Annotated in this window: 17 protein-coding genes, 4 tRNA genes and 1 riboswitch; of the genes, 12 read left to right on the forward strand and 9 right to left on the reverse strand. The window is 70.8% G+C overall.

The window, feature by feature from the left end:
- Positions 1-78: 78 nt before the first annotated feature.
- From FFS25_RS12560 to FFS25_RS12570, 3 genes are all read right to left on the reverse strand, one after another.
- Positions 79-153 (reverse strand) — tRNA-Val (locus FFS25_RS12560).
- Positions 154-188: 35 nt separating this feature from the next.
- A tRNA-Cys gene (locus FFS25_RS12565) sits at positions 189-259 on the reverse strand.
- Positions 260-325: 66 nt separating this feature from the next.
- Positions 326-398: transfer RNA gene (locus FFS25_RS12570), tRNA-Gly, on the reverse strand.
- 394 nt (positions 399-792) lie between these two features.
- On the opposite strand from FFS25_RS12570, the gene FFS25_RS12575 reads away from it, so the two are divergent.
- From FFS25_RS12575 to fmt, 4 genes are all read left to right on the forward strand, one after another.
- Positions 793-864: transfer RNA gene (locus FFS25_RS12575), tRNA-Val, on the forward strand.
- 147 nt (positions 865-1,011) lie between these two features.
- Complete coding sequence (locus FFS25_RS12580; RefSeq protein WP_137803158.1) at positions 1,012-1,854, forward strand: cytochrome; 843 nt, start codon at positions 1,012-1,014, stop codon at positions 1,852-1,854.
- 76 nt (positions 1,855-1,930) lie between these two features.
- Complete coding sequence (def, locus tag FFS25_RS12585; protein WP_061712282.1) at positions 1,931-2,479, forward strand: peptide deformylase; 549 nt, start codon at positions 1,931-1,933, stop codon at positions 2,477-2,479.
- Positions 2,480-2,488: 9 nt separating this feature from the next.
- Positions 2,489-3,427: a methionyl-tRNA formyltransferase gene (fmt, locus tag FFS25_RS12590; protein WP_137803159.1), complete on the forward strand. Its 939-nt coding sequence runs from the start codon at positions 2,489-2,491 to the stop codon at positions 3,425-3,427.
- A gap of 14 nt (positions 3,428-3,441) precedes the next feature.
- On the opposite strand, the gene FFS25_RS14185 is transcribed toward fmt, so the two are convergent.
- Entirely contained in the window at positions 3,442-3,615 is a 174-nt protein-coding gene (locus FFS25_RS14185) for a hypothetical protein (protein WP_171004210.1), read from the reverse strand.
- A gap of 9 nt (positions 3,616-3,624) precedes the next feature.
- On the opposite strand from FFS25_RS14185, the gene FFS25_RS12595 reads away from it, so the two are divergent.
- The 7 genes from FFS25_RS12595 (at position 3,625) to ribH (ending at position 10,905) form a co-directional block, all read left to right on the forward strand.
- Positions 3,625-5,112, forward strand: coding sequence for an RsmB/NOP family class I SAM-dependent RNA methyltransferase (locus FFS25_RS12595; protein WP_137803160.1), 1,488 nt, complete (start codon positions 3,625-3,627; stop codon positions 5,110-5,112).
- A gap of 36 nt (positions 5,113-5,148) precedes the next feature.
- Positions 5,149-5,814: a ribulose-phosphate 3-epimerase gene (rpe, locus tag FFS25_RS12600; protein WP_137803161.1), complete on the forward strand. Its 666-nt coding sequence runs from the start codon at positions 5,149-5,151 to the stop codon at positions 5,812-5,814.
- Positions 5,815-5,863: 49 nt separating this feature from the next.
- Positions 5,864-6,046: riboswitch (FMN riboswitch) on the forward strand.
- Positions 6,047-6,235: 189 nt separating this feature from the next.
- A complete protein-coding gene (gene pnuC / locus FFS25_RS12605) occupies positions 6,236-6,979 on the forward strand; it encodes a nicotinamide riboside transporter PnuC (protein WP_137803162.1) in 744 nt (247 codons plus the stop codon).
- Positions 6,976-8,070 (forward strand): bifunctional diaminohydroxyphosphoribosylaminopyrimidine deaminase/5-amino-6-(5-phosphoribosylamino)uracil reductase RibD, encoded by a 1,095-nt coding sequence (gene ribD / locus FFS25_RS12610; RefSeq protein WP_137803163.1) that lies wholly within the window; start codon positions 6,976-6,978, stop codon positions 8,068-8,070. The genes pnuC and ribD overlap by 4 nt, the downstream gene beginning before the upstream one ends.
- Before the next feature lie 127 nt (positions 8,071-8,197).
- Positions 8,198-9,691, forward strand: coding sequence for a 3,4-dihydroxy-2-butanone-4-phosphate synthase (gene ribB / locus FFS25_RS12615; protein ID WP_137803164.1), 1,494 nt, complete (start codon positions 8,198-8,200; stop codon positions 9,689-9,691).
- Positions 9,688-10,347 (forward strand): GTP cyclohydrolase II, encoded by a 660-nt coding sequence (locus FFS25_RS12620; RefSeq protein WP_137803165.1) that lies wholly within the window; start codon positions 9,688-9,690, stop codon positions 10,345-10,347. The genes ribB and FFS25_RS12620 overlap by 4 nt, the downstream gene beginning before the upstream one ends.
- Before the next feature lie 78 nt (positions 10,348-10,425).
- The gene (gene ribH / locus FFS25_RS12625; protein ID WP_137803166.1) at positions 10,426-10,905 is read left to right on the forward strand and encodes a 6,7-dimethyl-8-ribityllumazine synthase; all 480 of its coding nucleotides are present in this window, start codon (positions 10,426-10,428) and stop codon (positions 10,903-10,905) included.
- A 165-nt stretch (positions 10,906-11,070) separates the two neighbouring features.
- Here the strand turns inward: ribH and FFS25_RS12630 are convergent, their stop codons facing one another.
- The 5 genes from FFS25_RS12630 to ctaE all read right to left on the reverse strand — a co-directional run bounded on the left by FFS25_RS12630 (position 11,071) and on the right by ctaE (position 16,275).
- Entirely contained in the window at positions 11,071-11,607 is a 537-nt protein-coding gene (locus tag FFS25_RS12630; RefSeq protein WP_137803167.1) for a GNAT family N-acetyltransferase, read from the reverse strand.
- Between the two features lie 300 nt (positions 11,608-11,907).
- On the reverse strand, positions 11,908-13,605 hold the full coding sequence (gene qcrB, locus FFS25_RS12635; protein ID WP_137803168.1) for a cytochrome bc1 complex cytochrome b subunit: 1,698 nt from the start codon (positions 13,603-13,605) through the stop codon (positions 11,908-11,910).
- Positions 13,605-14,705: a cytochrome bc1 complex Rieske iron-sulfur subunit gene (qcrA, locus tag FFS25_RS12640; RefSeq protein WP_137803169.1), complete on the reverse strand. Its 1,101-nt coding sequence runs from the start codon at positions 14,703-14,705 to the stop codon at positions 13,605-13,607. Before qcrA ends, qcrB begins: the two co-directional genes overlap by 1 nt.
- A gap of 78 nt (positions 14,706-14,783) precedes the next feature.
- A complete protein-coding gene (qcrC, locus tag FFS25_RS12645) occupies positions 14,784-15,572 on the reverse strand; it encodes a cytochrome bc1 complex diheme cytochrome c subunit (RefSeq protein ID WP_137803170.1) in 789 nt (262 codons plus the stop codon).
- 67 nt (positions 15,573-15,639) lie between these two features.
- The gene (gene ctaE / locus FFS25_RS12650) at positions 15,640-16,275 is read right to left on the reverse strand and encodes an aa3-type cytochrome oxidase subunit III (protein ID WP_137803171.1); all 636 of its coding nucleotides are present in this window, start codon (positions 16,273-16,275) and stop codon (positions 15,640-15,642) included.
- A 154-nt stretch (positions 16,276-16,429) separates the two neighbouring features.
- Here ctaE and trpD point away from each other — a divergent pair, with 154 nt between their 5' ends.
- Positions 16,430-17,497 carry an anthranilate phosphoribosyltransferase gene (gene trpD, locus FFS25_RS12655; protein ID WP_137803172.1) on the forward strand — a complete coding sequence of 356 codons (1,068 nt, stop codon included), beginning with the start codon at positions 16,430-16,432 and terminating at the stop codon, positions 17,495-17,497.
- Positions 17,498-17,700: the final 203 nt, after the last annotated feature.

The raw sequence follows: 17,700 nt of genomic DNA on the forward strand, positions 1-17,700 counted from the left end.
GAGGTCACTGGTTCGATCCCAGTATCGCGCACCACCTCAGAAGGCCCCGACTGAAGCTTCAGTCGGGGCCTTCTGAGGTGGTGCGCGATACTGGGATCGAACCAGTGACCTCTTCCGTGTCAGGGAAGCGCGCTACCGCTGCGCCAATCGCGCTCATGCTCCCGGGGGAGCGAGCTGGGTGGGAACCGAGGTGGAGACGGGATTCGAACCCGCGTAGACGGCTTTGCAGGCCGCTGCCTAACCACTCGGCCACCCCACCGGGACCTGTGTCCTTGCGGACCTGGCCTTCTCATTGATCGCATGCATCCGAAGATGATGCTCTCCGAGCGGTTGACGGGAGTCGAACCCGCGACCCTCACCATGGCAAGGTGATGCTCTACCAGCTGAGCTACAACCGCGAATCATCTGCCTTTCGGCTGACGTTCGATCGGAAACTGTATCACAGCCTTTTCCGTGCTCTCGCCCGGTGCCTCGGCTGCGGACAGTGCGTGCATCCGCGCTCCGCAGGGCTGTCGCTCTGCGTCCTTCGGGCTGCTCGCCGTTCCGACAGGCGTAGACATTAGGCCACCTGGATCGCGCCACGCAAATCCGCTCCAGTGCCCTGGTCCGACGGGGGTGCAGGACAGCTCGCACGTCACTGGAGGCTTGGGTGTCTGCATGTCTGAGGCCCAGGCCCCGGATCGCTGCTGCTTGCGCGAGCGCGCGAAGGGCGATAGCTGGGGCGCGACCAGGTGCCGGCGAGGCCGAATTGGCGAGCGGCGTCAGGGTGCGCTATGGTTTCCAGGTCGAAAGGCGCGATTAGCGCAGCGGTAGCGCGCTTCGTTCACACCGAAGAGGTCACTGGTTCGATCCCAGTATCGCGCACGGAAGATCGACCAGAAGGCCCCGTCCGGTTCCACCGGCCGGGGCCTTCTGCATGAAGACCGTCGTCCTGCCTCCTCGAGGTCGCCGTGCTCCCGGATCCGCGGGGGGACAGCCCACCCATGAGGACGCCCAGGAGGGAGCCTCCGCATGACCCAGCCGCGACTGGCGCGCCAGACCGAGCACGGGCGGATGTACGCCCGCTCGGAGTCCGGGCACCCCGAGGTCCCCTCGATCACCACTGTGCTCAGCTGCGCGGCCCTGGACCTGGGCGGCTGGCACGGCTGGTCGGCCGCACAGGCTGTGATCACCGACGATCGTCTCCCGCAGTCCATCGGCTCCGCGCCCAAGCTGCGCCAGATCGCCCGCGACGCCGCCGGAGCCGCCGAACGCCACCGCGACGAAGCGGCCCTGCGCGGAGACCGGGTCCACGACTACGCCGAGCAGACCGCTCTGCGCGCCATGGGTCTGGAGTCCCGGGTCGAGGAGGCGCGGGAGGTCCTGGCCTCGCACGGCGAGCACGCCTACGCGGATCGCTTCGACGAGTGGTGGCAGCTCTACCGCCCGGAGCCGCTGGCCGCCGAGATCACGGTCTGGAACGCCACGGTCGGCTACGCCGGGACGCTGGATCTGGTCGCGCGCATCGGCGGCAAGGTCTGCCTGATCGACTACAAGACCAAGGGCACCGACCGCTCCGGTCGGGTCAAGCCCATGGATGCCAAGGTCGTGACCCAGCTCGTGGCGGGTCTGAAGGCCGAGGAGCAGCTGCTCGACGCTCAGGCCGGCACCTGGGAGCCCTGGAAGTTCGGTGCGGCCGACCTGCTGCTCGGCGTGGCCGTGGGGGAGACCGAGGTCTCCGCCCAGCAGGCCGCACCCGAGGTCCTCGAGGCGCACTGGCACAAGTTCTGCTCGCTGCGGCGGCTGTGGGCCCATCAGACCAAGCTGGATCGGGGCCCGTCGCAGCTGCGCCCCGTCCCGCCGCCGCCGGCCTGAGCCGGCGTACGTCGTCCGCGGGCCGCGGCCGCCCAGCAAGCACCCCACCCTCTCGTCCCAGTTGGAGGAGCCTCCGATGTCCGTCCGTCCGATCCGCACGATCGGGGATCCGATCCTGCGCTCCGCCGCCGACCCGGTCAGGCGCTTCGACGATGATCTGCGCACCCTGGTGGCCGACATGTTCGAGACAATGCGCGATGTGGAGGGAGTGGGCCTGGCCGCCCCGCAGATCGGCGTGGGCCTGCAGATCTTCGTCTACGAGATCGGCGAGGACTCCGGGGTCTTCATCAACCCGAGGATCGAGCTGGGGGATGAGATGCAGGAGGGCGGCGAGGGCTGCCTGTCCGTGCCGGGGCTGGGCTTCGACACCCCGCGCCGGCAGCGGGCGCGCGTGAGCGGGCTCGACGAGCACGGCCAGGAGCACGAGGCCGAGGCCACGGGCCTGCTGGCGCGCTGCTTCCAGCACGAGCACGATCACCTGCAGGGCACCCTGTACGTCAACCGCCTGGAGGGCGAGGCCCGCCGCGAGGCATGGCGGCGGATCCGCGCCGAGGACTACGCCCGCACCGTCGCCGAGGTCCGCCAGGAGCGCGCCGGCACCCTGGGCTCGAGCTTCGGAGGCTGAGGAGGCACCGTGAGAATCATCTACGCAGGAACGCCCGAACCCGCAGTGGCGCCGCTCGAGCACCTGGCTGCTGCCGAGGGGATCGAGATCGCAGCGGTGCTCACCCGCACCGACGCCCCCGTGGGACGCAAGAAGGTGCTGACCCCGTCGCCGGTGGCCGCAGCCGCCGAGCGGCTCGGTCTGCCCGTGCTGAAGGCCAATCGGGTCGACGACGAGGTCGTCGAGCAGCTGCGTGCCACCGGCGCGCAGGCCGGGGCCATCGTGGCCTACGGCGCGCTGCTCAAGCGCCCGGCGCTGGAGGCCCTGCCGCTGGGCTGGGTCAACCTCCACTTCTCCCTGCTGCCGCGCTGGCGCGGAGCCGCACCAGTGCAGCACTCGCTCCTCCACGGCGACGCCGAGCTCGGCGCCTCCGCCTTCCTGCTCGACGAGGGCATGGACACAGGACCGCTGCTGGGCACCGCGCGCACGCAGCTGCACGACGACGACGTGGCCGGCTCGCTGCTCGAGCGAATGTCGCACGAGACCGCACCGCTGCTGCTGGAGGCCCTGCAGCGCCTGGAGCGCGGCGAGCAGCCCGTCCCGCAGCAGGGGGAGGCAACCATGGCGCCCAAGCTGTCCACCGCGGACAGTCGCATCGACTGGCAGCATCCGGCAGCAGAGATCGCGCGCCTGGTGCGCGGCACCACCCCCGAGCCGGGACCGTGGACCGAGCTCGACGGTCAGCGCTTCAAGATCGTGGCCGGTGTGCGCGAGGCCCCCGAGCACACCGATCTGGCCCCGGGACAGGTGCAGCTGCGCGACGGCCGCGTCCTGACCGGCACCGGAACCCACGCCGTCGAGCTGCTGCGCGTGCAGCCGGCGGGCAAGCAGGCCATGGATGCCGGCGACTGGGCCCGCGGCCGGCTCGGCCGCGCCGACGACGAGACCACGAGGACGGTGTTCGCATGAGCCCGGCGGATGAGTCAGGACAGCGCGGCTCGGGCCGCGGAGGAGCGTCGCGCGGCGGAGCCGGCCAGGGCGGGCGCCGTGGCGGCGGGCCCGGTGCCGGCCGCGGTGCCGGAGGTCGTGCAGGCGGCGGCTCGGGCGGTCGGCAGCGCGGCGAGGACCGCCGCGACCAGGCCGGACGCCAGCGCCATCGCCGTTCGATGGATCAGCGCTCGTACTCGGCCTCTGCGCCGTCGCAGCGCTCCCGTCAGGCCGACCCGGCGCGCCTGGCGGCCTACCGGACCCTGCGCGAGGTCTCCGAGAACGACGCCTACGGCAACCTGGTGCTTCCGCAGCAGATCCGGGAGCAGCGCCTGGACCGTCGCGACGCCGGCTTCGCGACCGAGCTCGCCTACGGGGCGCTGCGGCATCAGGGCACGTGGGATGCGATCCTGCAGCGCTGCGTGGACCGGCCCCTCGAGCAGCTCGACGCCCCGGTGGTCGACGTCCTGCGCCTGGGCGTGCACCAGCTGCTGGCCATGCGCGTGCCGGATCACGCGGCGATCGATCAGACGGTCGGGCTGACCCGCGCCGAGATCGGCGCGGGTCCGTCGGGCCTGGTCAACGCGGTGCTGCGGAAGGTCGCGGCAGCCCCGCTGGAGCAGTGGATCGCCGAGCTGAACGAGGGCTCGACTGCCTGGCAGCGCCTGGCCACCGCCCACGCGCATCCCGAGTGGATCGTGCGCGCCATGAGCCAGGCGCTGAGCGCCCACGGGCGCAGCCCGGAGGAGATCGAGGCTCTGCTCGAGGCGGATAACGAGCCGCCCTCCGTCCAGCTAGTGGCGCTTCCGGGACTGGGACACATCCAGGAGGAGCTCGACGACGGCGCCGAGCCCGGTCCGCTGACCCCGGACTCCGCGATCAGCGGCGGCGGCGATCTCCACCGGCGCGCCGGAGTGCGCACCGGCGGGATCCGCGTCCAGGACTCGGGCTCCCAGCTCGTGGCCCGCACCCTCGTCGCGGCACGACCCGTGGAGGAGGGGGAGCACTGGCTCGACCTGTGCGCCGGCCCCGGCGGCAAGGCCGCTCTGCTGGCCGCACTGGCCCAGCAGAACGGGGCCACCCTGCTGGCCAACGAGGTCTCCGAGCACCGCGCCCGTCTGGTCGACGATGCCCTGGCCGTGCTGCCCGAGGAGGCCTGGCAGATCCGCTGGGGCGACGGCCGCGACATCGCCTCGGTGCTGGAGCAGCCCGATCACTACGTGGCCGCCAAGGGCTTCGACCGCATCCTCGTCGACGCCCCCTGCACCGGTCTGGGCGCGCTGCGTCGCCGTCCGGAAGCGCGCTGGCGCCGTCGTCCCTCGGACCTGGCCGATCTGACCCAGCTGCAGGCTCAGCTGCTGCCGGCCGCAGCCGAGGCCCTGCGCCCCGGCGGGCTGCTGCTCTACGCGACCTGCTCTCCGCATGCGGCCGAGACGGTCGTGGCCGTCGACGACCTGCTGCGCGCCCGTCCAGATCTGCGTCTGATCGACGCCGCCGAGCCGGCGCGCGCTGCGGCTCTTCCCGGTGCCCTCGAGGGCCGGGCGGATCCGTCGAACCCACATGCCGCAGGGGACTCCGTGGCCGCGGGGGCTCGGACCGTGCAGCTGTGGCCCCACGTGCATGGAACCGATGCCATGTTCATGGCCCTGTTCACCAAGACCTCCTAAGGTCGTCTGCAGATCCCGATGCCCTCTGGAGGAACCATGTCCCGCTGCTGCATCCACCCGTCCGTGCTCTCGGCGGATTTCGCCAACCTGGACGCCGAGCTGCAGCGGATCTCCACGGCGGACGCCGCGCATATCGACGTCATGGACAACCGCTTCGTGCCGAACCTGACCCTGGGTCTTCCGGTGGTCGAGCGGCTGCAGGCGGTCTCCCCGGTGCCGCTGGACATCCACCTGATGATCGAGGACGCCGACCGCTGGGCTCCCGGCTACGCGGAGGCGGGCTGCGCGTCGGTGACTTTCCACGCCGAGGCCGCTCGCGCCCCCATCCGCCTGGCCCGCGAGCTGCGGGGTGCCGGCTCCAAGGCAGGTCTGGCGCTGCGCCCGGCCACCCCGGTGGAGCCCTACCTGGACATGCTCACCGAGATCGACATGCTCCTGGTGATGACCGTGGAGCCGGGCTTCGGCGGGCAGAGCTTCCTGGACGTGACCCTGCCCAAGATCCGCCGCGCCGCGCAGGCCATCCGCGCCGGCGGCGGGGAAGTGGCCCTGCAGGTCGACGGAGGCGTCTCCCTGGAGACGATCGAGCGCGCCGCCGAGGCCGGGGCGGATGTCTTCGTGGCCGGCTCCGCCGTGTACGGCAAGGACGACCCGCAGGCCGCGATCGCTGCTCTGCGCCAGGCCGCCCGCTCCGCCCAGGGCTGACGCGTCCGCGGACCCGGGCCGCCGCGTGCCATAATCAGGTCCACGACACGACGTGCTCCGAGATCGGTGGAATTCCGAGCCGGCGGTGACAGCCCGCTAACCGGTGGCCGTCGTCGTCGCCGAGAACGCACGGCGCCCTCAAGGGGCCCCGGGCCCTCGACGACGACACGGCCCTGGCCTGACTGGTGAGATTCCAGTGCCGACAGAACAGTCTGGAAGGGAGGAGCACGGTCGATCGCGTCTGAGCCCTCGCGGCCCGCGCACGCCGACGTCGGCGTGCCGTGCGCCCATGGGCTGAGTCGTCATCGGCCTCACGTCCTCCCGTCCGCCTCCCGGACATCCGTGCCGCGCCGATCCCGCAGGATCGGCCCCGCAGCGGACCGGGACCCCGGCCCGCCAGACCGGCCCGGGAGGCACCACGGTGGAGATCTTCGAGCAGCTGTTCAACGCGCAGCTGCGCATCGGCGACGGCTTCCTGCTGTGGCGGGAGGTCATCGGCAACGTCTTCGGGCTGCTCTCGGCCCTGGGCGGGATGCGCCGGAAGGTCTGGGCCTGGCCCATCGGCATCGTGGGCAATCTGCTGCTGCTCACCGTCTTCCTGGGCGCCGTCTTCGGATCGCCGAACCCCGTGAACCTGCTGGGGCAGGCAGGCCGCCAGGTCATGTTCATCATCGTGGCCGTCTACGGCTGGGTGCAGTGGCGCCGGGCTCGCACCGGCGACGGCGTGGCCGTCTCCCCGGGCTGGGCCTCCGGACGCGAGCGGATCCTGCTCGTGTCCGTGCTCGTGCTGGGCACCGTGGCGCTCACGCCGCTGTTCCGCGCTCTGGGGTCCTATGAGCCCGTGTGGGCCGACGCCTGGATCTTCGTGGGCTCCGTGGTGGCGACCTGGGGCATGGCTCGCGGATGGACCGAGTTCTGGCTCGTGTGGGTGGCCGTGGACGTCGTGGGCGTGCCCCTGCTCGTCTCGGCCGGCTACTACGCCTCGGCGTTCATGTACGTGTTCTACGGCTGCTTCACACTTCTCGGGTTCTTCATCTGGTGGCGGGTCCAGCGTCGCGAGGGATCCGCCCCTGACGGGACGGAATCCTCCGGGGTCGAGATCGAGACCGCCTTCCCCGACGTCACCGTGCGGCTGAGCTCCGCCGACGACGAGGCCCGCCGATGACCGTCGAGCCGTCGTTCACCGAGGCCGAGACCGCCGCCATGCAGCGGGCGCTCGAGGCCGCGCTGGAGGGCCCCCGCGGCGCCAATCCGCTCGTGGGCGCGGCGCTGCTGGATGCGCAGGGACGGATCCTGCACGTGGGGCGGCATCTGGGTGCGGGCACCCCGCACGCCGAGGCCGACGTCCTGACCCAGGCCCGCGCGGCGGGAACCGACCTGCTCGACACCACGATCGTGGTGACGCTCGAGCCCTGCGACCACACCGGACGCACGGGTCCGTGCAGCCAGGCCATCCTGGAAGCCGGGATCCCGCGGGCGATCTTCGCCGTCGAGGACACCCAGGCCGGTGCCGGGGGAGCCAGGCGCCTCCGCGCCGCCGGTGTCCAGGTACGCAGCGGGCTGCTGGCCGAGCAGTCCCGGGCGCTGAACTGCCGGTGGGATCGAGCCGGTCGAGAGAATCGTCCGTTCGTGACGGCCAAGATCGCCCAGTCGCTCGACGGGCGCATCGCCGCCGCCGACGGCACCAGCCAGTGGATCACCGGGGCCGAGGCCCGGCGGCACGGCCATGGCCTGCGAGCCCGCGCGGACGCGATCGCGGTCGGCACCGGCACCGCCCTGGCCGACGACCCGCGCCTGAGCGCCCGACGGGACGACGGCACCCCGGCCGACTCGCAGCCGCTGCGCGTGGTGATCGGGCACCGCGAGATCCCGGCCCGTGCGGCCGTGCGCGGCGAGGACGGCCGCTTCCTCCAGCTGCGCACTCACGACCCTCTCGAGGCGCTGCGCGAGCTGCGCGCCCGCGGTGTCGGACACCTGCTCCTGGAGGGCGGGGCCTGGCTGATCAGCGCATTCCTGGACGCCGATGCCGTCGATGAGCTGCTCGTCTACCAGGCTCCGCTCATTCTGGGCGGCGGTCGACCCTCGGTGGAGCTGCCCGGGCGCACGAGTCTCACCCACGCGCTGGGCTTCGCCCCGGATCCGGCGGGTGGCGGGCCGATCACGAGGCTGGGCACCGACCTGCTGTGGCAGCTGCAGCCGCTCGGGCCGCACGGAGAGGCAGCGGAGCCCCCGTCTGAGAACAGCGGCGGTGGCTGACGGCACCAGCGGCACTCCGCGCCGATCGTCGGCAGCCGACGGCACCAGCACCACCGCAGCAGCCGGGAAGAGCGACAGCGACCCCGGATCAGATGCGCCCCGGCAGGGGCAGAGAAGGAAGAGGCAGATGTTCACCGGAATCGTCGCCGAGCGCGGCAGGATCGTGCAGATCGAGCCCGTGGGCACCGGGCGACCGCCCAGCCCGGAGGGCCTCAGCGAGGAAGCAGTCACCGCCGAGCAGACCGCCCAGGGCACCGGCTCGGTGCGCCTGCACCTGGAGGCCGGCTCAGTGCTCGAGGATCTGCCCCTGGGCGGCTCGCTGGCCGTGGACGGCGTGTGCCTCACCGCCACGCCGCTGTCGGCTGCGGACGCTGCGGCGACGGCCGTCGCCGCGGGTGTCGACGCCGACGCGCCCACCGGTTCGGAAGCAGCCGGGACCAATGCCCCAGGGACGCTCAGCACCGCGGACGCCGCACCCCGGCGCCGCTTCGTGGCCGATGTCATGGGCGAGACCCTGCGCCGCACCACCCTGGGCGGTCTGCGAGAGGGCAGCGCGGTGAACCTGGAGCGCTGCACCCCGGCCGACGGCCGCCTGGACGGGCACGTGGTCCAGGGCCATGTGGATGCCGTCGGCACGATCCTGGAGCGCACCGACCACGGCACATGGGAGACGCTGCGCATCGGCGTTCCGGTGGAGATCGCCGAGCTGCTCGCGGAGAAGGGCGCCATCGCCGTGGACGGCGTCTCGCTGACGGTCACCGCCGTGAGCCCCGGGCCGCTCAGCACCGGCCGCGCCGCAGAGCTGGATCAGCACTGGTTCGAGATCGGGCTCATCCCGGCCACCCTGGCGGCCACCGGCCTGGGCGAGAAGCGCCGCGGGGACAGAGTGAACCTCGAGACGGATGTCATGGCCAAGTACGCCGCACGGCTGTCGTCGTTCCGCTCGGTCCCGGCGCCGTGGTCCGATCCGGCCCTCGAACCCCAGACCCCGGATCAGACCCCGATCCCGCTGGACACGGTCGAAGAGGCGGTGCGCCAGGTCCGCGAAGGCGGGGCCGTCGTGGTGGTCGATGACGAGGACCGCGAGAACGAGGGCGATCTGATCTTCGCCGCCGTGCACGCCAAGCCCGAGCTCGTGGGCTTCACCGTGCGGTGGTCCTCGGGCGTGCTGTGCGTCCCGCTGACCGGTGAGCGCGCCGATGAGCTCGGCCTGCCGCCCATGACCGCGGTCAACGAGGACGCGAAGGGCACCGCCTACACCGTGACCTGCGATGCCCGCGAGGTCGCCAGCACCGGCATCAGCGCCGAGGACCGCGCGCTGACCGCCCGCGTGCTGGCCTCCCCGGCCTCGACCGCCGGCGACCTGACCCGCCCGGGGCACGTGCTGCCGCTGCGGGCGGCCAGCGGCGGGGTCCTCGAGCGCCGCGGGCACACCGAGGCGGCCGTCGATCTGTGCGCCCTGGCCGGGCTCCCGCAGGCCGGGGTGATCGCCGAGATCGTCCACGACGACGGCTCCATGCAGCGCCTGCCCGATCTGCGCGAGTTCGCCAGCCGCCACGGCCTTCCGCTGATCAGCATCGAGGACCTGGCCCAGCACCTGCGCACTCGGGAGACGGCATGACAGGGGCGGCAGGGCATGACGAAACCGCACCTCGGCCGGTCCTCGCGACCTCCGAGCCGGTCATGATCCCCATGGCCGAGGGCCGCTTCCTCGTGCGCGCCTGGCAGATCCCCGATGCCGACGGCACCACCGTCGGTGAGCACCTGAGCCTGACGGCTTCCGGGCGGAGGGAGGACATATCGGAGACTGCCCCGCTGGTCCGGCTGCACTCGGAGTGCCTGACCGGGGACGTCTTCGGCTCCTACCGCTGCGACTGCGGGCCCCAGCTGCACCTGGGCCTGAAGCGGATCGCCGCCGAGGGCGGCACGCTCGTCTACCTGCGCCGTCATGAGGGCCGGGGGATCGGCCTGGTGAACAAGCTGCGCGCGTACCAGCTGCAGGACGGGGGAGCCGACACCGTCGAGGCCAATGAGCTGCTGGGCCTGCCGGCCGAGGCCCGCGACTGGGGTGCTGCCGCCACGATCCTGCACGAGCTGGGCCTGCAGCGGATCCGCCTGCTGAGCAACAACCCCCTCAAGGCCGAGCAGCTGGCAGGCCTGGGCATCGAGGTGACCGACATGGTCCACCACGAGGTCGCCGCCCGCCCCGAGAACCACGACTACCTGGCCACCAAGCGCGACCGCATGGAGCACAGGCTCCTGCACGTCGACGACTGAACGACTGACGGCACCGAATCCACCACACAGGACCATGACGGCCCCGGCACCGGAGCCGTCGAAGGAGAGGACGAGATCATGAGCGGACACGGAGCACCCACCCTGGCGGCATCCGATCTGGAGGGATCGCAGCTGAGGGTCGCCGTGGTGGCCTCGCGCTGGCACGAGCAGATCATGGACGGGCTGCTCGACGGCGCCCAGCGGGCCCTGGCCGAGGCAGGCGTGCAGGACCCCGCGATCGTGCGGGTGGCCGGGTCCTTCGAGCTGCCGGTCGCCGCTCGGCGCCTGGCCGAGGGCTTCGACGCAGTGATCGCCCTGGGAATCGTGATCCGCGGCGGCACACCGCACTTCGACTACGTCTGCCAGGCCGCGACCATGGGCCTCACCGACGTCTCGACGGCCACGGGGGTGCCGATCGGCTTCGGCGTGCTGACCACCGATGACGAGCAGCAGGGGCTGGACCGAGCGGGTCTCGAGGGCTCGAGCGAGGACAAGGGCTACGACGCGGCCGTCGCCGCAGTCGATGCCGCCCTCACGCTGCGCGGGCTGGGCCTCTGAGCCGGAAGCGCCGTCACCCTCGACGGCGGAGGCCTCCGCGTCAGCGACCGAAACAGGGTGAGGACACCGGCCGAGAGCCGGCAGAGTGCGGCCAAGACCAGGGGCCCGGTCACGGCGATCGCCGTGGCCGGGCCCCTGGTCTGCGAGACGTGAGCCGATCGAAGATCAGATCTCGTCCTCCTCCACGGCCTCCTGCCAGCGGCTGAAGCCCAGGGTCAGGTAGAGCGCGAGAGCGGGGGAGTTGTCCTCCGGGATCCGCAGGCTCAGCCGCTCGTGGCCGGCCTCCGCCAGTGCGGCGGCACTGCTGCGCACGAGCTGCTCGGCCAGACCCTGCCGGCGGTGCGAGGCGTGGGTGAACAGCTCGAAGAGGTAGGGATCCTCCGGGACACCTCCTCCCGTGCGCTGCTCGACCACCAGGGCGGCGGCCACGATGTCGTCGTCCTCGTCGGCGACTACGGGCGATGCCTCGGGCAGGAGGCGGCCGAACTCGCCGTCGAAGAGCTTGGTGAGGACCTCCCGGGCCTCCTCCGGCGAGGTGACATTGGAGTCATCCGGAGTCGAGGACGCCTGATAGGCGGCCGCATAGAGCTCGGCCAGCGCGGGGATGTCTTCAGAGGATGCCGGGCGGGTGTTGAGCAGGCTCTTGCCAGAGCGTGCGACGAGGTCTGCAGTGCGTCCCACGAGGACGATCTTCCCAGTCATCGGTGTCTCCAGATCTTCAGTGCGGTGTGCGGACCGTCGGCCCCGCCTGCCCTAGGGCCTGCGGGGGTGCCGGTGCGGCAGTGCGGCTCGGGCAGGAGCGGCCTCTGACGACTCGACGGGACGGGGTCGGGCGGGGGAACCCGGTTGGTTACCGGTCTGGGTCTCAGGGTACCGAACACCCCGGCGGCTGTCGTGAGCACCGACACCGTCCGGTGGCAATACGGTCGTGGATCCCACCTCGACGACAGAGGCCCCCGACTCCGCGGGGGAGTCGGGGGCCTCTGCAGCAGGGACAGCCGATCAGCTGCCGATCTCGCGATCCGAGGTGTTGTGCCCGGCATCGAGGGAGCCCAGGTCCTCCTGGTGCTCCTGATGCGCGGCCTCGAGCTCGGCCGGGGTCACCGGCGCCACGCGATCCTCGTAGAAGAAGCGCGTCAGGCGCGAGCGCAGCTTCTCGGGGCCGGAGATCCGGCCCTTGGCGTTGCGGCGCGGTGCCTGCGGGGTGGGAGCCTCGAAGCTGACCAGGCGGTACTGAGCGTAGGGGCTCAGCGGCTCGTGGACCTCGACGAACTCGCCGTGCGGCAGCTGCTGCACGCGGCCGGTCTCGCGGCCGTGCAGGGCGATCTCGCGATCCTTGCGCTGCAGCGACAGGCAGATCCGCTTGACGATCATGAACGTGATGATCGGGCCGACGATCCACAGCGTGCGCAGGGCGTAGATGACGTCGTTGAGCGAGACGTGGAAGTGCGTGGCGATGAGGTCGCCGGTGGCCGCCACCATCATCACGGAGTAGAACACGACCGCAGCTGCGCCCAGGCCCGTGCGGGTGGGGGCGTTGCGCGGGCGGTCCAGCACGTGGTGCTCGCGGGAATCGCCGGAGATCCAGCGCTCCAGGAACGGGTAGGCGAAGATCGCACCGATCAGCGCGCCCATGATCATCAGCGGGATGAACACGGCCAGCGGGATCGTCACCAGGCCGAACAGGTTCCACTCCCAGTTCCAGGGCCAGGTGCCCGGGAACAGGCGCAGGGCGCCGTCGCCGAAGAGGATGTACCAGTCCGGCTGCGTGCCTGCCTGCACGGGGGAGGGATCGTACGGGCCGTAGTTCCACAGCGCGTTGATCTGGACCATCCCGGCCAGGGCCGAGAGGAAGCCGAGCACGATGAAGAAGAAGCCGCCGGCCTTGGCTGCGTAGACGGGGCCGACCGGGAAGCCGACCACGTTGTCCTCGGTGCGACCGGGGCCCGGGTACTGGGTGTGCTTGTGGGTCACGACCATGAACAGGTGGACCACGATCAGGCCCAGGATCACGCCCGGGATCAGGAAGACGTGGAGGATGTACAGGCGGGGGATCACCACGTGGCCGGGGAACTCTCCGCCGAAGAGCATCATGGAGATGTAGGTGCCCACCACAGGGATGGACTTGGCCATGCCGTCGGCGATGCGCAGGCCGTTGCCGGAGAGCACGTCATCCGGCAGGGAGTAGCCGGTGAAGCCGGCCGCCATGGCCATGACGAACAGCAGCGCGCCGACGACCCAGTTGAGCTCGCGCGGGCGGCGGAACGCGCCGGTGAAGAACACGCGCATCATGTGCACGCAGATCGCCACCACGAACAGCAGCGCCGACCAGTGGTGCAGCTGGCGCAGGAACAGTCCGCCGGTGATGTCGAACGAGATGTGCAGGGACGAGGCGTAGGCCCCGGACATCTCCACGCCCTGCATGGGGACGTAGGAGCCGGTGTACTCCTGGGAGACCATCGTGGGGTCGAACCACAGGGCCAGGAAGGTTCCCGAGACCAGCAGGATGATGAACGAGTAGAGCGCGACCTCGCCGAACATGAAGGACCAGTGGTCCGGGAAGATCTTGCGTCCGAACTCCTTGACCAGCGGGGAGAGTCCCACGCGGGTGTCGGCGTAGTTCGCGATGAAGCCGACGGCGGTGTCCGGCCGGTAGTCGTCCTGCTGCGGACGGCGCGTGTCTGTGGTCTGTGCGGACATCAGGCGTTCTCCGTCTCGTCCTCAAGCTGGTTGCGGTGCATGATGCGCTGCGAGTAGGCCGGGCCCACGGGCTCGTGGAAATCGCTGCGCGCCACCAGGTAGCCCTCCGAGTCGACCGTGATGGGCAGCTGCGGCAGCGGGTGGGACGCCGGGCCGAAGATGACCTCGCACTCGTTGGTGAGATCGAACGTCGACTGGTGGCAGGGGCACAACAGGTGGTGCGTGTGCTGCTCGTAGAGAGCCACCGGGCAGCCGACGTGGGTGCAGACCTTGGAGTAGGCGAAGATGCCGTCCACGTTCCAGTCGGTGCGCTCCTCCGAGACGTTGACCTCCGAGGGGTCCAGGCGCATGACCAGCACGACCGCCTTGGCCTTCTCATTGAGGTAGCCCTCGTCGTGGCCCAGGCCGAGGATGTTCTCCGGCAGCACGTGGTAGGTGGAGCCCAGGGTGATGTCCGAGGCCTTGATCGGCGTGCCCGAGGGGTCGCGGACCAGGCGGACGCCCTCGTCCCACAGGGTGTGCTTCATGGTCTGCAGGTTCCAGGGACCGAGGTCCTTGAGCAGGCCGACGAAAGGCAGGGGAGCCAGGACCATGGCGCCGATGAGGCTGTTGCGGATGAGCGGGCGGCGCTTGATGCCGGACTCGTCGACGATCGTGTCCATGATCTCGGCGGCCTCGGCGCGCTGGGCCTCGGTGCGGATCTCGTGGCGGGACTCGACCATCTCGTGATCGGGCATGAGCGTCTTGGCCCAGTGCACGATGCCCACGCCGATGCCGAGCATGCCCAGGGCGATGCCGCCGCCGAGCAGCAGGTTCTGCAGGCGCAGCTGGGAGGTCGGCTCGGGGTTCATGACGTCGTACATGTCGCCCTCGACGCGGATGCCGAAGTAGCCCACGAAGAACAGGATCGATCCGAGGATCGAGATCACGAACAGGAGCACGACCTGGCGCTCGGCGCGCTTGGCGGCCTGCGGATCGACGTCCGTGGTCCGGGGCGAGTGCGGGGGCATGCCCGGGTTCTCGAAGCGCTGCGGCGCGGCGCTGCGATCGAGCACGTTGCCCTTCTTGCCCTCGGGGAGCTCATCACGATGGCTGGCCATGTGGTCCCTCAAACTTTCTTGAAACGTGGTGCAGGGCCCGGCGATCGGAGGACCGCCGGGACACGGCGAGCGGATGGATCAGGCGGACCTGGTGGTGAGCCAGACGGTGAAGCCGATGATGATCATCAGACCGATGGTCCAGATGAACAGGCCCTCGGAGACCGGGCCGAGCGAGCCGAGGCCGAAGCCGCCGGGGTCGGTGTTGGTCTCGACCGTCTTCAGGTACGTGATGACGTCGCGCTTCTCCTCGGGGGTGATGTTCGCGTCGTTGAACACGGGCATGTTCTGCGGGCCGGTCTGCATGGCCTCGTAGATGTGGTTCTCCTCGACGCCCATGAGCGACGGGGCGAACTTGCCGCGGGTCAGTGCGCCGCCGGCGCCGGCGGCGTTGTGGCACATGGCGCAGTTGGCCAGGAAGACCTTGGAGCCATTGGCAGCGTCGCCCTCGGAGACGTCCAGGTACTCGTCCTCGGGGACGGCAGGACCGGCGCCGAGCGAGGCGACGTAGGCGGCCAGCTGGCTGGTCTGCTCCTCGTTGAACTGCTGCGGCTTCTTCTGGGCCTGCGGGCCCTGCATCTGCATGGGCATGCGGCCGGTGCCGACCTGGAAGTCCACGGCGGCAGCGCCCACGCCGATCAGCGACGGGCCGGCGTCCGTGCCCTGGGCGTCCAGGCCGTGGCAGGTGGAGCAGTTGGCGAGGAAGAGGGCCTCGCCCTGCTCGACGTCCTCGGCCGTGTACTCGTCCGCGGCCTGGGCCTGGTTCGAGGTGGTGGCGACTGCGTAGAGACCACCGGTGAGCAGCAGGGCGCTCAGGAGCAGCGCCAGGATGGCGAGCGGATGGCGACGCTTCTGTGAGAGAGCCTTCACGTCAGGAGTCCTCGATTCGGTGTGGTGCTGAGCTGGCGGTGACGCCGGTGGGCGCGGTGGACCGGAGTCACTGCAGGAAGTAGACGATCGCGAACAGGGCGATCCAGACGACGTCCACGAAGTGCCAGTAGTAGGAGACGACGATCGCCGACGTGGCCTCGTAGTGACCGAAGCGCTTGGCCAGGAAGGCGCGCCCGATGATCACCAGGAAGGCCACGAGGCCGCCGGTCACGTGGATGGCGTGGAAGCCGGTCGTGAGGTAGAACGCCGAGCCGTAGGCCGAGGACGCGATGCCGAGGCCGTCCGACCAGAGGGTGGCGTACTCGAAGACCTGCACGGAGACGAAGAACGCGCCCATGAGGAACGTGAGGATGAACCACTCGACCATGCCCCACTTGGCGACGGAGAACAGGCCGCCGGTGCGTCGGGGCTGGAGGCGCTCGGCCGCGAAGACGCCGAACTGGCAGGTCACGGAGGACAGCACCAGCACGATGGTGTTCACGGTGGCCAGGGGGATGTTGAGCAGCGAGGCGCCCTCATCCCAGACCTCGGGAACCGTGGCGCGCAGCGTGAAGTACATCGCGAACAGGCCGGCGAAGAACATGACTTCGGAGGCCAGCCACACGATGGTCCCCACTGCGGTGAGGTTCGGGCGGTTGATGACCGGGGCGGGTCGCGCTGGGGCATGGGTTGCAGTCGTCACGATCGACATTATGTCGCCAAACGGTCCTGCGAACCAACTGAGACACCCCGGTGAGAACCATGGGATTCCGTTCCCTTCCGGGAATGCATGAGCTGGGCAGGACCCTGCCTCGGGGTGGGCTGTGCCGGCTGGGGCCCGGGGATAGAGTCGCACCGTGACTTCGAACAGCGAGATCCCCACGCACCCCTCAGCGCCGCTGGACTGGCCCGAGCTCACCACCTCCCTGATCCAGGGTCGCGATCTCAGTGCGGAGCAGGCATGGTCGGCCATGGACGCGGTCATGCGCGGCGACGTCCAGGACATCGCCCTGGCCGGGTTCCTGGTCGCGCTGCGGGCCAAGGGGGAGAGCGTCGACGAGCTCAAGGGGCTGGCCGACGCGATGGTCTCCCACGCCCGCCCGCTCGATGTGCCCGGCCCGGCCGTGGACATCGTGGGCACGGGCGGGGATCGCCTGCGCTCGGTGAACATCTCCACCATGTCCGCGCTCGTGGCCGCCGGCGCCGGCGCCCGGGTGGTCAAGCACGGCAACCGCGCCTCGTCGTCCAAGTCCGGCTCGGCGGACTGCCTCGAGGCTCTCGGCGTGCAGCTGGACATGCCCGTGTCCATGGTGGAGTCCTGTGCTCGGGAGGTCGGGATCACCTTCTGCTTCGCCCAGACCTTCCATCCCTCCATGCGCTTCGCCGCCGGCGCCCGCAAGGCGCTGGGCGTGGCCACGGCCTTCAACTTCCTGGGCCCGATCTCCAACCCGGCGCTCGTGGAGGCCTCCGCGATCGGCGTGGCCGACCGCGCGCTGGCGCCCGTGATGGCGGGCGTGTTCCGGGATCGCGGCCACCGCGCCCTGGTCTTCCGCGGCGGCGACGGGCTCGACGAGCTGACCATCACCGAGTCCTCGGAGGTCTGGGAGGTCCGAGACGGCGAGATCACCGAGCACGTGCTCGAGCCCCAGGACTTCGGGATGCCGCGCGGCACGGTCGAGGACCTGCGCGGTCAGGACGCCGAGTACAACGCGGCAGTGGCCCGCCGGATCCTCTCCGGGGAGACCGGCCACGTCCGCAACACGGTCCTGCTGAATGCGGCCTCCGCCCTGATGGCGCTCGACGAGGCTCCGGACGGCTCCTTCCAGGAGCGCATGGCCGCGGCGATCGAGCGCGCAGCGCAGTCCCTGGACACCGGTGCCGCTCAGCAGGTGCTGGATCGCTGGATCGCGCACTCGCGCTGCTGAATCGAGGGCGGCGCCAGCGCAGCAGCGCCGGACGAGCATGAGGCCCCGGGACGATCGGGTGATCGTCCCGGGGCCTCATGCTCGTCCGGCGCGCCGGCCCTGGTGCGGCATCAGTCCATGCCCAGGGAGAAGGCCTCCTCGAGGTCGTGGCTGCTGTAGGTGCGGAAGGCGATCTGGGTGACCGTCTCCTGGATGCCCCGGAC

Source organism: Kocuria sp. 2SI (assembly GCF_005502825.1).
In the GTDB taxonomy this organism is placed as follows: Bacteria; Actinomycetota; Actinomycetes; order Actinomycetales; family Micrococcaceae; genus Kocuria; species Kocuria palustris.

Excerpts from the sequence above, each read along its gene's own strand:
- ribD (WP_137803163.1), top strand. The coding sequence starts at position 6,976 with ATGACCGTCGAGCCGTCGTTCACCGAGGCCGAGACCGCCGCCATGCAG.
- qcrA (WP_137803169.1), bottom strand. The coding sequence starts at position 14,705 with ATGGCCAGCCATCGTGATGAGCTCCCCGAGGGCAAGAAGGGCAACGTG.
- ribH (WP_137803166.1), top strand. The coding sequence starts at position 10,426 with ATGAGCGGACACGGAGCACCCACCCTGGCGGCATCCGATCTGGAGGGA.
- FFS25_RS12630 (WP_137803167.1), bottom strand. The coding sequence starts at position 11,607 with ATGACTGGGAAGATCGTCCTCGTGGGACGCACTGCAGACCTCGTCGCA.
- ribB (WP_137803164.1), top strand. The coding sequence starts at position 8,198 with ATGTTCACCGGAATCGTCGCCGAGCGCGGCAGGATCGTGCAGATCGAG.
- def (WP_061712282.1), top strand. The coding sequence starts at position 1,931 with ATGTCCGTCCGTCCGATCCGCACGATCGGGGATCCGATCCTGCGCTCC.
- rpe (WP_137803161.1), top strand. The coding sequence starts at position 5,149 with ATGTCCCGCTGCTGCATCCACCCGTCCGTGCTCTCGGCGGATTTCGCC.
- FFS25_RS14185 (WP_171004210.1), bottom strand. The coding sequence starts at position 3,615 with ATGGCGCTGGCGTCCGGCCTGGTCGCGGCGGTCCTCGCCGCGCTGCCG.
- FFS25_RS12580 (WP_137803158.1), top strand. The coding sequence starts at position 1,012 with ATGACCCAGCCGCGACTGGCGCGCCAGACCGAGCACGGGCGGATGTAC.
- FFS25_RS12620 (WP_137803165.1), top strand. The coding sequence starts at position 9,688 with ATGACAGGGGCGGCAGGGCATGACGAAACCGCACCTCGGCCGGTCCTC.
- FFS25_RS12595 (WP_137803160.1), top strand. The coding sequence starts at position 3,625 with ATGGATCAGCGCTCGTACTCGGCCTCTGCGCCGTCGCAGCGCTCCCGT.
- qcrB (WP_137803168.1), bottom strand. The coding sequence starts at position 13,605 with ATGTCCGCACAGACCACAGACACGCGCCGTCCGCAGCAGGACGACTAC.